At 65.7% G+C, this 13,153-nt stretch carries 12 protein-coding genes; 4 read left to right on the forward strand and 8 right to left on the reverse strand.

Going from position 1 to position 13,153, the window contains the following annotated elements:
* Window positions 1-15: 15 nt before the first annotated feature.
* The 3 genes from rpsM to SH602x_RS04935 all read right to left on the reverse strand — a co-directional run bounded on the left by rpsM (window position 16) and on the right by SH602x_RS04935 (window position 1,902).
* Window positions 16-399 carry a 30S ribosomal protein S13 gene (gene rpsM, locus SH602x_RS04925; protein ID WP_479469594.1) on the reverse strand — a complete coding sequence of 128 codons (384 nt, stop codon included), beginning with the start codon at window positions 397-399 and terminating at the stop codon, window positions 16-18.
* 162 nt (window positions 400-561) lie between these two features.
* Complete coding sequence (gene rpmJ / locus SH602x_RS04930) at window positions 562-675, reverse strand: 50S ribosomal protein L36 (RefSeq protein ID WP_479469593.1); 114 nt, start codon at window positions 673-675, stop codon at window positions 562-564.
* 192 nt (window positions 676-867) lie between these two features.
* Entirely contained in the window at window positions 868-1,902 is a 1,035-nt protein-coding gene (locus SH602x_RS04935) for a vWA domain-containing protein (RefSeq protein ID WP_479475731.1), read from the reverse strand.
* A gap of 206 nt (window positions 1,903-2,108) precedes the next feature.
* On the opposite strand from SH602x_RS04935, the gene SH602x_RS04940 reads away from it, so the two are divergent.
* Window positions 2,109-4,928 (forward strand): M14 family zinc carboxypeptidase, encoded by a 2,820-nt coding sequence (locus SH602x_RS04940; RefSeq protein ID WP_479475732.1) that lies wholly within the window; start codon window positions 2,109-2,111, stop codon window positions 4,926-4,928.
* Window positions 4,929-5,044: 116 nt separating this feature from the next.
* Here SH602x_RS04940 and SH602x_RS04945 read toward each other — a convergent pair whose 3' ends face one another.
* Window positions 5,045-5,524 (reverse strand): hypothetical protein, encoded by a 480-nt coding sequence (locus tag SH602x_RS04945; protein WP_479475733.1) that lies wholly within the window; start codon window positions 5,522-5,524, stop codon window positions 5,045-5,047.
* Between the two features lie 227 nt (window positions 5,525-5,751).
* Between SH602x_RS04945 and SH602x_RS04950 the strand changes: the two genes are divergently transcribed.
* The 3 genes from SH602x_RS04950 (at window position 5,752) to SH602x_RS04960 (ending at window position 8,001) form a co-directional block, all read left to right on the forward strand.
* Window positions 5,752-6,213, forward strand: coding sequence for a hypothetical protein (locus tag SH602x_RS04950; RefSeq protein ID WP_479475734.1), 462 nt, complete (start codon window positions 5,752-5,754; stop codon window positions 6,211-6,213).
* A gap of 90 nt (window positions 6,214-6,303) precedes the next feature.
* Window positions 6,304-6,768 carry a hypothetical protein gene (locus SH602x_RS04955; RefSeq protein WP_479475735.1) on the forward strand — a complete coding sequence of 155 codons (465 nt, stop codon included), beginning with the start codon at window positions 6,304-6,306 and terminating at the stop codon, window positions 6,766-6,768.
* A 276-nt stretch (window positions 6,769-7,044) separates the two neighbouring features.
* The gene (locus SH602x_RS04960; RefSeq protein WP_479475736.1) at window positions 7,045-8,001 is read left to right on the forward strand and encodes a histone deacetylase family protein; all 957 of its coding nucleotides are present in this window, start codon (window positions 7,045-7,047) and stop codon (window positions 7,999-8,001) included.
* On the opposite strand, the gene dnaA is transcribed toward SH602x_RS04960, so the two are convergent.
* From dnaA to SH602x_RS04980, 4 genes are all read right to left on the reverse strand, one after another.
* Window positions 7,964-9,415 carry a chromosomal replication initiator protein DnaA gene (gene dnaA / locus SH602x_RS04965; protein ID WP_479475737.1) on the reverse strand — a complete coding sequence of 484 codons (1,452 nt, stop codon included), beginning with the start codon at window positions 9,413-9,415 and terminating at the stop codon, window positions 7,964-7,966. The genes SH602x_RS04960 and dnaA overlap by 38 nt on opposite strands.
* A 480-nt stretch (window positions 9,416-9,895) precedes the next feature.
* Window positions 9,896-10,873 carry a GNAT family N-acetyltransferase gene (locus tag SH602x_RS04970; RefSeq protein WP_479475738.1) on the reverse strand — a complete coding sequence of 326 codons (978 nt, stop codon included), beginning with the start codon at window positions 10,871-10,873 and terminating at the stop codon, window positions 9,896-9,898.
* A gap of 34 nt (window positions 10,874-10,907) precedes the next feature.
* Window positions 10,908-11,492, reverse strand: a complete 585-nt coding sequence (pyrE, locus tag SH602x_RS04975; protein WP_479475739.1) for an orotate phosphoribosyltransferase — start codon at window positions 11,490-11,492, stop codon at window positions 10,908-10,910.
* Window positions 11,493-11,565: 73 nt separating this feature from the next.
* Window positions 11,566-13,002, reverse strand: a complete 1,437-nt coding sequence (locus SH602x_RS04980) for a LysM peptidoglycan-binding domain-containing protein (RefSeq protein ID WP_479475740.1) — start codon at window positions 13,000-13,002, stop codon at window positions 11,566-11,568.
* Between the last annotated feature and the right edge of the window lie 151 nt (window positions 13,003-13,153).

The raw sequence follows: 13,153 nt of genomic DNA on the forward strand, positions 1-13,153 counted from the left end.
TGACGCGGCGACGGACTACTTCAGATCCTTAACGCCCTTCTTACCGGCGACCGTCTTACGCGGACCCTTCCGGGTACGGGCGTTGGTCTTCGTTCGCTGGCCGCGAACGGGAAGGCTCATGCGGTGGCGAGTGCCGCGATAGGCCTTGATGTCGCGGAGGCGACCGATCGCCTGCGCGATCTGACGACGCAGCGGACCCTCGACGACGTAATCGTCTTCGAGCGTCGTCGCCAGGCGGGCGAGCTGATCATCGTTCAGCTCTCGCGCCGACATCGCCGGATTGATATCCAGATTGTGGCAGAGGTCGCGAGCGACCTTCGGCCCGATGCCGTAGAGGTACGTCAGCGAGACGACCGCCGGCTTATCGTTGGGAAGGTCGACGCCAAGCAAACGGGGCACGGAATATCTCCATTCGTCGAAAACAGGGCCGAAGCCAGATCGTCGATCCGGTTGCACCGCGAGTCAGAGTCGGCGGGCCACAGATCGGCGGCTTCGACAATGCAGAACGCGTGGACAGCGCGAAGGGCGACGACAACGCGGAAAAGCGCGCAGAACCAGCAATCAGCCTTGGCGCTGCTTATGCCGGGCGTTCGTGCAGACCACGAAAACCTTGCCACGGCGCCGCACGACCTTGCAGTTCGCGCAAATCCTTTTGACGCTTGCACGTACCTTCATGGGAACTCAAAACCGTCGGATCGGCAGGTAGGTCGGAAAGGGACCGATTATAGGAGAGCCTTTTCGGCGCCAGCAAGGGGCGAGAAGCATTTTCCCTGCCCTTTCTTCACGCTCCCGCCCCCAGTGGGAACGCACCTTGCTTCCTCAGGCCGCGTTTCGGCGGGAATCGACCCGATTTCAGCTTACTCAGAATCAGCGTTTCTTCGACAAATCGACGTAGGTGAAACTCCCTCGGCAGGCCTCGGCGAGTTCCTCGAGCGACCTCGACGCGGCGCTCCGTTCCGCTCGCCCGAAGCAGACGACATGCACAGCCGTCTTCGAGCCGGCGATGCGAGCCACCTGCGAAATCTCCGTATCGGTCAGCGCCGGGTCGCCGCCGTCGGTCAGCAGGTAGATCACCTCGGGAGAAAGCGCCAGCGCCGACAGCAGCGCCCGGCGATGCTCAGTCGGCCCGAACGCAGCCAGCGAATCGATGAAGCGTTTCGTCTTCTCCCCTGCCTCGGGCGTCTTCGGCAGGAGTTTGCGCTGTCCGTCCAGAAAGACGAGGTCGCGATTGTAGGCGACGATCTGAAAGCGATTCGTGCGATCGAGGCCGGCGACGGCGTTCGAGAGTTCGCCCACGGCAGCGTCGATCGCGCCGATTCCCTCGGCGCCCATGCTCTGCGACCGATCGATCGCGAAGACGAAGGTTCGCCCCCGGGAGGCGGCGCCGCCGAACAGGGAGACGTCGGACGCGTTCCCCTGCGGCCGACCTGCCGCGAGCATGGCGCGCTCTTCGGCGATCATGGCGGCATCGCCTTCCGCCGTTCCGGGAAAGACCGATCGCCCCGCCCCGGCGTCCCCGAAGCCGGGAAGGTCGGCGAACGCCGGCGCTCCGCCTGAAGCGTCATCCTGCGGATCGAGTTCCGGTAGCGAAGCAGGCGCGGCCGAACTGGGAAGCGCAGCGGCAAGTTCGGCTTCCGTTCCGATATCGGCGACGGCCGCTTCGGTCGGATCGGTTTCGGTCGCTGATTCCGTGATCGCGTCGGGCCGCAGCGAAGCTTCGGAAACGAGACGGATCCCGATGTCGCGCGGTCGTTCGTCGACGATGCCCGCAGGCTCGTCGTTCCAGAGCAGCGCCGCCAGGATCAACGCCCCGCCATGAAACGCCGCGGAGATCACGCCTGCGAGCGGGTTCGTCCGCTCGTTCGGCGCGGCGGTCGGTTCGAAGTCGAAGGCGTCAGACACGGCGAATCCAGTTCGACAGGCGGCATCCCCAGGCCATTGATTGTATCTGCGCGTTCCCGGTGCGATCGAGAAGCTTTTTGCGCTCGTCTATCCCAGCAGAAAGGACCTGATCTGACTATTTCTTACGCTTTCCGAGAGAGACCAGCCTTCGACCGGGCGACCCGGGGAAGGAATCGAGACTAGACTGACTTTTAGGCCTGCGGAGGATGCGCGAACCTGGCGAAAGCGAAGCGCCGGACCTGATTTCGGTTCCGGCGGTCGAGCTTGGACCGATCGCGCAAGATCTCGCTGGCCGCGCCGCGAAGCAGCATCGACGACGTACTCGCCCAGGCGCCTGCCTCATGCATCGGTTCGGACACGGACGGCCTCGCTTTCGATTTAGTTCTTCGTTCGCACGGTTCCGCCGCCGTCAGCGGCCGGAATGCGGCGTCCTGGGTCGGAACCTTTTATTCCTGGCAGCGGTCTTCGCGATCGGGTTGATCGGATCGGCGATCACGGAGCGAGGCGCGGCGGCGGAGCCCTTGCTGCCCGAGGAGACGAAGTACCTCGCGGACATTCCGTCGCCGAGCGAGTTCGTCGGCTTCGCTTTCGGCGATCGTCATTGGACGCACGACCAGGTGGACGCGTATGTCCGGGCGTTGGCCGCGGCGTCGGATCGCGTCGAACTGGTCGAGTACGCGAGGACGTTCGACCAGAAGCCGCTCGTCGCGCTGACGATCTCTTCGCCGGACACTCTTGCGCGCTTGCCGGAGATTCAGCAGGCGCGCCGCGACTTCGCCGATCCGTCGCGGGAAGAGGTCGCGAACGTCGAGGACGTGCCGCTGGTCGCCTGGTTCGAGTACGGCGTCCATGGCGACGAACCGAGCGCGACGCACGCGGGCGTGCTGATCGCCTACTACCTGGCCGCTGCGGACGATCCTCGCGTGACGGACTTCCTCGCGAAGAACGTCGTCGTGCTCGATCCCTGTTTGAACCCCGACGGGTTCGATCGGTTCAGCCGCTGGTCGAATCTTCATCGCGGCAAGCATCCTTCGCCCGATCGCCAGAGCCGCGAACATCGCCAGGGCTGGCCCTCCGGGCGGATGAACTACTACGGCTTCGATCTCAATCGCGACTGGCTGCCCGCCCAACTCCCTGAATCGCAGGGGCGACTGGACCTCTATCGCCAGTGGCAGCCGAACGCCCTGTTCGACTTCCATGAGATGGACGGCCAGTCGACCTACTTCTTTCAGCCGGGCGTACCGTCGCGGAACAATCCGTTGACGCCGCAGCGAAACGTCGAACTGACGAAGCGTCTCTCCGATCATTTCGCGCGAGCGCTCGACGATGCGGGCGACCTCTATTTTTCCGAAGAGAAGTTCGACGACTTCTATCCCGGAAAGGGCTCGACCTATCCCGATCTGCATGGCGGCGTCGGCGTGCTGTTCGAGCAGGCGAGCGCTCGCGGCGTCGCGATCGACAGCCGCGGCGGAGAACTGACCCTGCGAGAGACGACCGGGCGTCAGGTCAGGACGTCCCTCGCGGCGCTCGAAGGCATCGCGGCCCAGCGGAACGATCTCGTCGAGTGGCAGCGGCAGTTCTATCGCGAAGCGAGGGAGGCTGCGGCCAACGACGACGTCCGCGGCTATTTCCTGCGGATCCCGCACGATCCGGCCCGGCGACGGGCGCTGACGACGCTGCTCGATCGGCACGGAATCGACTGGTCGAAGCTCGCTCAGCCGATCGACCGCGACGGCATCGCGTTCGGACCGGAGGATTCGATCTTCGTTTCGCTCCGGCAGCGCGATTACCTGTTCGTGAAGTCGATCTTCGAACGGCGGACCACGTTTCAGGAGAACGTTTTTTATGACGTCTCTGCCTGGAACGTGGCTGCTGCGTTCGGCGCGCAGTTCGCCGAGATGACGGAGGATCTCCCCGAAGGTTTGCTCTCTCCGGAAGGGCCCGCAGGCTCAGGACAGGCGCCGGGAGAGCTTCCCGTCGCAGGCGTCGCCTATCTGATCGACCTGCGTTCTTCGTCGGCTTACAGCGCCCTGTCGAAGCTGTTGCAGGCAGAGATTCGTCTGCTCGTCGCGACGCAGTCTTTCGCGATCGAAGTCGACGGCCAGCGTCGCGAACTTCCGCCCGGGACGGTCATGGCGACGATCGCCGATCAGAAGGTCTCCGCGGAGACGATTCGCGACGCCCTGGCGCCGCTTGCGGGAGACGATCTGGACGTCATTCCGATTATGTCGTCGCGGACGCTCGAAGGCTCCGACCTGGGGAGCGACGACTGGAAGGCGATTCCGCAGCCGAAGGTCGCTCTGATCGGCGGGAAGGACATCAGCGCTGCCGATGCGGCGGACTTCTGGTTCACGCTCGACCAGCGGGCGGAGTTGCCCGTGAGCCTGCTGGATCTGGACGATCTGCTCGATCTGTCGTTCGATCCGTACACGGTCGTGATCTTTCCGGACGGCGACTATCGCCGCTTTCCGAGTCGCAAGATCGCCGACCTGACGACCTGGCAGAAGCAAGGCGGCACGATCATCCTGCAGGGGCGCGCGATCTCCTGGGGCGCGACGCAGGGACTGGCGGTGGTGACCGAACCAAGCGTCGCTCCCTCGCCGAGCGGCGAGGATCCCTACGCATTGCCGCAGAAGCCCTATGCCGGCGCAGCGGACGCGAAGGCGATCGACAAGGTCGCCGGCGTGATTCTAAAAGCGCAGGTCGACCTCACCCATCCGATCGGGTACGGGTTCGGCGGCAACGAGGCTTACGTCTTTCGCTCGCAGTCGATCTTCTTCGAGCCTTCGCGGAACGCCTACGCCAATCCGCTGATCCTGTCGAAGGACCCCGTCTTCGCCGGCTACGTTTCGCCTCGCAACAAAGAACGTCTGGCCGGCGGCCTTTCCGTGTCGGTGCAGTGGACCGGCGACGGTCGCACCATCCTGTTCGCCGACGAGCCCTGCTTCCGGGCCTACTTCCGCGGCAGCGAGCGAGCGTTCCTCAACGCCGTCTACTTCGGCCCGATTCTCGAGGATCCGTCCTGATCCTCGCGGTCCTGGCGATCGCCACTCGCGGACACAAGTGAACGACCGGCGGTTAGCGCTCGAAGATCTCCGGGAGAGCGGATCCGTCTCGGACGGCCTTCTGCCACCGGCTGGACCTACTCTGTTGCGCGCCTCTCCCGCTGAGGCAGGGATGCGACGAGAAGCCGCCACTCCGAACTCGGGTACGCCTCCGGGTCGATAGCGAGGAGCCGACTGTCGCAGTCGGGCGGCAAGACGCCGTCATGCGACAAGTAGCCGTCGAGCGTCCGGAACGTCGCTACGAATTGCGGGGCGGCGGAATTGAGCAGGAGCAGCGGCGGCTCCTGCTCGGGATCGAACCCGTAGACGAGGCCGTCGCGTTCCCGGACGCTGAGGCACATGCGGCTTCCGCCCCCTTCGGCGAAGTCTCGTTCGCCGAACGCCAGCAAGTCCGCGGCCTCCTCCCCGCCCGCGACTACCGCGTCCGATAGCCGTTGAAGTACGAGGCGGGCGACCGTGAATTCGAAGGAAAGGGGCGCGCCTTCGACCATCCAGCGTGCACGACGAGGGAGAGCGGAAGCAAGCAGAGTTTCGGTCGCTTCGCGATCGAGCGTCATCGGATTTCGCCGTCCTCGGACTACAAGTAGATCGCGAAGCATCGACGACTCGCGATGGCTATCGCTCTCCGATATTCAACGCCATTGGCTCGATTGGCGTGGGTAAGCCTGCAACTGTATCACCGTCGACCGATGAAGAACCTTGACGTCAGCTAAGTGCGAGCGCCTATAATGAACTCGTTCAATAGAATCCCGTTCGATCCCGATTCCTTCCCTCGCCGCGGCTAATGCTCCCCAAGAGCCTCATCGCCGGACTGCTCGTCGTCAGCCTGCTTCTGCAGGGCCTGCCGGTCAGCGTCTGTCGTTGTGCCCTGGCCGCTGCTGCGAAGCCGGACGCCGCGCAGGATACGGCGGCTGAGCCGGTCTGTCCGCACTGCGTCGCCAAAGCGACGGAAGCGTCGAAGGACGCTGCGGAGCCGGCTAGCGTTCGCGAGTCCGAGCTCGTCTTCGCCGAACCCTGCTGCGGGCAGACTTCTTCCTGCCCCTGCTGCCTGGAGAAGTCCCGGTCGCGCACGATCGTGACGACCGCGGCGAGCGTTCCCGAACGAGCGGCCCCCAAGGCCCTGCCGCCGAGCGATCTGTTCGCGGATCTCTCCGGCGTTTCGATAGACGGCTTCGCGCTTGAAGCCGTCCCCGAGCTTCCTCCCCGCCTGCCCGTGCGCATCCTGCTATGCGTCTGGCGGAAATGATCCTGCGGAAACGACTTCCTGCGACGGCCCTGTTCGGGGTCGTCCTGCTGAGCGTTTTTCGTTCGATCATTTTTTCTGAGGAAGCTTGCGATGAAACTGTTCGGAATTCTGATGAGCGCCTTCGTGATCGTGGCGCTGCTGGTCGTCTCCTTCGGCTCGCAATCGGCGGACGCTTCGGCGACGCCCGTCGCTAAGGCGAGCGCGAAGGCCTCCTGTTGCTCCGCGGCGGGAACTGCTGACTGCTGTGCCCCGGGCGCCGAATGCTGCGTCGTCGGCGCGGAATGTTGCGAAACCGCGGCCTGCTGCGAAGAGAAGGCTGCGTGCTGTGCGACTGGCGAAGCTTGCTGCGAAGCTGGCGCGACGCATGCGATCGCGGTCAGCGAAAGCGCCGCTGGCGGGCTCGCCTCGGCGAAGGCTGCGTCCTGCTGCGACGGCGCCTGCCGCGGCGGAAGTTGCAGCTGCGCGACGGGCGACTGCTGCGACGACGGCTGCTTCTGCTGCGAAACGGGCGACTGCTCGTGCGAGGCCTGCGGCTGCGAATGCTGCGCGCTGTAATTGGCTCCGCTCGGGGAGCTGCGCACTTTAGCTGGCTCCGCTCGTGGAGCTTCGCGGTGCAGCTCGAAGAACGTGAGCGAGTAGCTTGAAGACGGCCGTCGCGCGGATGCGTGGCGGCCGTTTTTTAGTGCAACCGCTTCGCCATTCTGCGGTCACGTCTTGTAGGGCAGGCGCCCCGCCTGCCATGAACTTTCGCGAGGTTCGGACGGCAGGCGGGGCGCCTGCCCTACAAGAACCGCATCGTCTCGCATCCGACGAAAGGCCAGACTCTCCCGCATGAAGGCTTTCTACTCCGACGTCTTCGAACTACCGCAGCCGGAGGGGCATCGCTTCCCGATGGCGAAGTACCGGCTGCTTCGGGAGCGGGTTCTCGCGGAAGGGATCGTCGAGCCGGAGAACCTGCTCCTGCCGCCTGCAGCGGAGGAGGAGGCCCTGTTGCGGGTGCATACGGCGGAGTACCTCCTTAAGCTGACGACGGGAACGCTTTCGGTTCCGGAAATCCGACGCATCGGCTTCCCGTGGTCGCCGAAGATGGTGGAGCGCTCCCGGCGCAGCGTCGGCGCCACGATGGCGGCGGCGGACTGGGCGCTGAAGGAGGGGATCGCCGTGAATCTCGCCGGCGGGACGCATCACGCCTTCGCCGACTGCGGGGAGGGCTTCTGCATCTTCAACGACGTGGCGGTGGCGATCCGCGATCTGCAGGCCCGGCTGGCCGTTCGCCGCGCGATCGTAATCGACCTGGACGTTCATCAGGGGAACGGCACCGCGTCGATCTTCGCCGACGACGCCAGCGTCTTCACGCTCTCGCTGCACGGGGCGAAGAACTTCCCGCTCAGGAAGTTTCCGAGCGACCTCGACGTGCCGCTGAGCGACGGCATCGGCGATGCAGAGTATCGAGACGCCCTGACCGGCGCGCTCGATACGGCCTTCGCAGGTCAGGAGGAAGAGGCGACGCGATTCGACGTCGCCTTCTATATCGCGGGCGCCGATCCCTACGAGCGCGACCGGCTGGGCCGATTGAAGCTGACGCTCGCAGGACTTCGCCAGCGCGACGAAGCCGTGTTCGAACGCTGCGAACGCTACGCCTTGCCGGTCATCGTCGCGATGGGAGGCGGCTATTCGCCCGACCCGCACGACATCGCCGAAGTTCACGCCCAGACGATCGCGGAGGCGAAGTTGCTCTGGGCGAGACGAATCACATCGCGCGCAGGCGCTGTTCCAGGCGGCGGATGACTTCCTGGATGTCGACATCGCCCTGCGGCATGGCGAGGTTCGACTTGTCCGCCACCCACTGGTCGACCTTCTTCTGGGCCGAGATGACCGTGCTGTGGGTGCGGTTGCCGAAGTACTCGCCGATATCGGCGAACGCGGATCGGGTGTACTTCCGCGAGAGCCACATCGCCAGCATGCGGGGATGGCTGATCGTGCGGGACTTCTTCTTGGAGTGCAGGGCCGACGCGTCGATTCCGAAGACTTCGCAGATCGCCTTCTCCACGTCGGGCAGACGAACGACCTTCTGAGCCGCGCGGAAGATATCCGACAGCGCGACGGTCGCCAGCTCCGCGCTGACGGGACGCGACATGGCGAAGCTCGCCGCGTGCAGTCGGTTCAGGGCGCCGGCGATCTGACGAACGTCGCCGTGAATATGATCCGCGATCATGGCGGCGACTTCCGCGGGCACTTCCATCCGGCGCTTCTCGGCCAGCCGCTGCACGATGCGCAGCCGTGCCGAACGCTCCGGCAGTTCGATGCCGCAGACCAGGCCGCCCGTGAAGCGCGCGATCAGCTCGCCTCCCAGTTCGTTCAGCTCCGACGGCGGACGATCCGCGGCGAGCACGATCTGGCGCCCCGCGCGGAGCAGGTGATCGAGCGTGTGCTGAAGCTCCACGATGGTCGCCCGCTTGCCGGCGAAGAACTGCAGGTCGTCCAGGACCAGCAGTTCCACGTCGCGGTACTTACGGCGGAAGTTAGGCAGACCCGAGCCGCGAAGCGCGTCGACGAACTGCGTCGTGAACTGTTCGCTGGAAAGGTAGACCGCACGGCGGACCAGCCCCCGGCGGCGCGTCTCCGAGAGGATGCCTTCCAGCAGGTGCGTCTTGCCCGAGCCGTTGGGACCGTAGAAGAAGACCGGCGAGACCTGACCGCAGCGCTGGACGCACATGCTGGCCGCAGTGTGGGCGACGACCGAGCCGTCGCCGACGACGAACTCATCGAGCTGTGCGTACTTGCGGCGCGGCATGGCGTCCGAAGGCGCCCCCTCGGGGCGATCGGGGTCGTTACGCACCGGACGAGACGCAGGGGCAGCCCCTCCGGCTTCCTGATTCGGACGTGCGTCGTGCGAGGCGAGACGCGGTCCGGCACTGCGCGGTTCGTCCGCTCTTCGCGTCGAAGCGCCGGGCTCGACCTTGCGCTCCGCGGCCGACTCGACGCGGAAGACGATTTCCGGCGTGCGGCCGAGCGTCTTCGTCGCGACGAACTCGATCTCCTCGCGGAAGGTCTTCCGCAGGCGATCGAGCGAGAAGGCGTCGGCAGCGCAGATCACGAGACGGCCTTCCTCCAGTCGGACCCGCTCGGGGTCTTCGAACCAGAGGTCGAACCTCTCCTTGCCCACCTGGGCGATCAGCGCTGCTCGCAAAGCCAAAATCATTTTGACCTTTCGCCGTCCTGGGGGGGAAACGGACCGTCCGTCGCCCGTGCATACTTCTAGCGCGGTTCTTGCGTGGGCCTTCGCGACGGGGTTCGATAAGCGACGGCTCCGACCGTCTTGAAGCGAGACGGTCGCGGCAGCCGAAAACCCCGGCGAGGCGCTCTTCCGGGCGCCACACGATGTCGGGGAGTATACCGGCGCCAGCGCTGCTGTCAAACGAACCCCGAGAGGCCCCGAACGCTCGAAATCCGCCCTGTTAAGAAACCGCGAAATGGCCCGGCGAAGCGCCCGCCCCGCTTCGGGTATCGTCTAGTTTCGAACATCCGCTGAAGCCGGAAACGGACGTGCATAACGTGTGAAACAGGCGCCGGCGAAGTGACGAACGAAGGTCCGCGATCGTCGGTAACCGTCGCCCCGCACGGCGCTTAAGCGTGTTGAGGTCTTCGCCGCATCGGGACGCGGGGACGCCTCGGCCGCTCTTCAGGAAAACTTCAGAAAAACCTCGCGTCGGTCGAGCCGGCGGAAGCCGAGCGACCGATAGATTTCGCCAGCCGGCCGATTGTTCGCGTCGGCCGACAAAGCCAGCAGGGTCCGCCCCCGGTCGCGACCGAGCGCGATCGCCTGCTGGACGACCTCGGCGCCCAGGCCGCGACCCCGTTCCTCCGGTCGCACGCCCAGATAAAGCAGTTCGATCGAATCGGTCTCCGGGTGGTCGGCCATGAACAGGCAGCCGACCGGGCGCTCCCCTTCGCGAAGCACCTGCCAGAGCGATTCCTGGCCCTGCCCTTCGGCCCGATAGCCGGCGAGCACGTCCGAGACGGTCCGCTTGCCGTTCAGCATCGGGCAGTCGAGGCTCCCCTCGTACGTCGCCGCGACGAGGCTCTCCAGCGCGTCGGTGGGGATCGACGATTCGTCGGCCCAGGAAAGACGCTCGCCGCCGATCTCGCGGGGAGGCGGATCCTCCCGCAGATCGCGCAGGTAGACGTCCAGGTCGACCCGCTCGTGAAATCCCGCGTCGCGCAGTTCGTCCTCCGACGCGCGGCGCCAGGCGCGGCCGTCGAACAGAAAGCCGTGCTCGCCTGCCTGCAATCCGGCATCTTCCGACGGACGCGAGACGAACTGCGTCGTCACGCCCGCGTCGCGCGCAGCATCCGCGAGTTGGAGAAAGAGCGAGTCGCGGACCGCTTGGCCCGCTGCTTCGAGCCAGACGGGAGGACGAACTGAGCCGAGTTTGCCGGGCGAATGCGAGAAACTCGCGACGCCGACCAGCCGATCCTGCTGTTCGGCGACGAAGATACCGGAGTCGACGAAACCCGTAGCCTGCAATCGCTCGCGGGTCGTTCGGGCGAGATCGAACCGCGGGTCGGGCGACTCGTCGGCAAGCAGCGCGACGAGCGGTTCGTATCCGTCGGCGTCCGCGATCGGGCGGACGATCAGGCGCATGGCTTCGCTGCTCATCGCGCCCCGCCCTCACCAGCCGCGAACGCGGACGTCAGGATTTCACCGGTTCGACGCCCAGATCCCGCACAGTCAGCAGGCTCTTGTATCCGTAGCCCTTCGCGCGAATCGTCTCCTCGCCCCCTTCCAGCCGATCGACCACGGCCAGCACGCTGACCACTTTCAGGCCGAACGCCTCCGCCTTCTCGATCGCCTTGAGCGAGCTGCCGCCGGTCGTGACGGTATCTTCGACGATGACGACCCGCTGGCCCGGAGCGACGGGGCCTTCGACGTCCTTCCCCGTCCCGTGAGCCTTAGCCTCCTTGCGGACGATGAAGCCGCGCAGGGGCGTGCCGCGGTAGTCGGCGACGGTGATGACCGACGCGGTGATCGGATCGGCGCCGATCGCCATCCCGCCGACGGCGTCGGGCAGATCGCTCGCCAACTCGTCGAGCATCAGCTCCCCGATCAGCCGGGCTCCGCGTCCGTGCAGCGAAACCTTGCGGCAGTCGAGATAGAACGATGCCTTCTTGCCAGAGGCGAGCGTGAAGTCACCGAACTGCAGCGCGAGTTCCTTCACGAGCGAGATCAGTTCAGCGCGAGCGGCGCCGGGGGCCGCAGCGTTCTGGCTTGTCGCCATTCGACTCTTCCGTCAGCGAGGAAAACCCGGATTCTACCGGCCGACGTCTCGTTCGCGGACGGGAGGTAGATCGTTACTGCCGGACTTCGACCGTCGACGAAAGCGACAGGATGGCGAACAGATCGGAAGCGTGTCCTTCGCCGGGCAGCGACATGCAGCCGAGGCGTCCGCCGGGAGGGGCGACCGACGGGCCGCCATGCAGCGAGATGCCGCTGCCGAGGTCGATCCAGCGTCCCCCGTACGGGTTCTCCGGCGACTCCGCGGGAATCATCGTGCCTTCGGAGGTGTAAAAGGGCCGATCGGCCTGCTTGTCGTGGACCTTGTACTTGCCCGGGAAGGGCGGATTGTCCTGTCCCAGTTCGACGTCGAAGCGACCGGCATAGAGTTCGCCCAGATACAACGTCAGCGTCCCCGCGAGATTCGACTTGAGCCGCACTTCGGCCCGGAACGGTCCGCGAACGACCTTGAGCGAACTCCCCGGTTCGCCCGCGGCGCGATTCGACGGATCGAGACCGTTGATCCGGGCGAGGAACTCGGGCGTGATGCTGTAGTTAGCGGCGACAGAGTCGAGCGTGTCGCCCGGCTGCACGACGTAGGCCGGCTGATGGAGGTGCTCGGGCGAGTAGATCACCTTCGCCGCGAGCGCGTCGAGCAGATCGCCGAGTTCTTCCTTTTCCGGCGACGGCAGATCGGGATTCCCGTAAATCACCGACAGCGAGGCAAGCGCATCGCGGTAGTTCGTCTGGGCGACATGCCCCTTCGCCGCGTCGACCGCGCGCAGGTAACTTTGCCGAGCGGCTTCGATCGCCGCGGGTCGATCCGCGCCCGTCGCGCCGGCGTTCGGCGCGGCGTCGAGGCCGGTCACGTTCGTTTCGGAGGTCGCGAACGAGGCTTCGGGGCCGTCCTCGAAATCGGACGCCGTGGGAGCGGCGGATCCGTCGGCCATCTGGAAGTCGTTACCCTCCGGCAGCGAGTAAGCGCTCGACGGAAGATCGGGAGGAATCGTCAGATCGCTCGGTTCCTCCGCGTCCGAAGCCTCCGTCGCGGAGTACGGAGCGCTCTGTTCGAAATCGGTTCCTGCCCCAGGAGCGTCCGTGCGAGCGTTCGCCGTCACGGCGTACGGATCGACCGGCGTCGCGTTCGACGGCAGCTCGGCCGCCGCGGGAGCCGATCCGTACTGGTCATCCGTCTGATTCGCGGGCGGGATGAGCGTCACGCCTTCAGGCGGAAGGTCAGCGTACGGATTCTCCGAAGGGAACGATTGCGGAGGGGGAGGAAACTCGGGCTCGCTGGGCGCCGGAGCGGGGTCTTCGAAACCCCACGGCCCCGGTTCGTCGTCAACCGAGCCGATCTCGTTCCCCATTTCGAAGTCGAGCCGCGGCTCATCGACGTCCTGTGCGGCCGCTTCCTGACGCGCACGGAACTCGTTCTCGTTGAGCAGCACGTAGGCGCCGTAAAGCGCGCCGCCCATCACGCTGACCACGAAGATCGTCTTCAGCATGTTGTTCATGAACGTCCCTCCTGGACCGACGTCGTCGCAGGTTCGACGCTCATGCGTCGGCTGCGGCGAATCCTTCGCGAGCCCCCTTCCCTGGAAGCTGCCGGATGCGACGGACCGTCGCTCTCGTTCGTTCACGAACGGAGAGCGGTCAGTCGACGAA

The sequence above is a fragment of the Lignipirellula cremea genome, assembly GCF_056501455.1.

What these genes read in the sequence shown, in the direction of transcription:
- rpmJ (WP_479469593.1), bottom strand. Translation starts at nt 675, where the DNA reads ATGAAGGTACGTGCAAGCGTCAAAAGGATTTGCGCGAACTGCAAGGTC.
- SH602x_RS04940 (WP_479475732.1), top strand. Translation starts at nt 2,109, where the DNA reads ATGCGCGAACCTGGCGAAAGCGAAGCGCCGGACCTGATTTCGGTTCCG.
- SH602x_RS04945 (WP_479475733.1), bottom strand. Translation starts at nt 5,524, where the DNA reads ATGACGCTCGATCGCGAAGCGACCGAAACTCTGCTTGCTTCCGCTCTC.
- SH602x_RS04950 (WP_479475734.1), top strand. Translation starts at nt 5,752, where the DNA reads ATGCTCCCCAAGAGCCTCATCGCCGGACTGCTCGTCGTCAGCCTGCTT.
- SH602x_RS04955 (WP_479475735.1), top strand. Translation starts at nt 6,304, where the DNA reads ATGAAACTGTTCGGAATTCTGATGAGCGCCTTCGTGATCGTGGCGCTG.
- SH602x_RS04960 (WP_479475736.1), top strand. Translation starts at nt 7,045, where the DNA reads ATGAAGGCTTTCTACTCCGACGTCTTCGAACTACCGCAGCCGGAGGGG.
- dnaA (WP_479475737.1), bottom strand. Translation starts at nt 9,415, where the DNA reads ATGATTTTGGCTTTGCGAGCAGCGCTGATCGCCCAGGTGGGCAAGGAG.
- SH602x_RS04970 (WP_479475738.1), bottom strand. Translation starts at nt 10,873, where the DNA reads ATGAGCAGCGAAGCCATGCGCCTGATCGTCCGCCCGATCGCGGACGCC.
- pyrE (WP_479475739.1), bottom strand. Translation starts at nt 11,492, where the DNA reads ATGGCGACAAGCCAGAACGCTGCGGCCCCCGGCGCCGCTCGCGCTGAA.
- SH602x_RS04980 (WP_479475740.1), bottom strand. Translation starts at nt 13,002, where the DNA reads ATGAACAACATGCTGAAGACGATCTTCGTGGTCAGCGTGATGGGCGGC.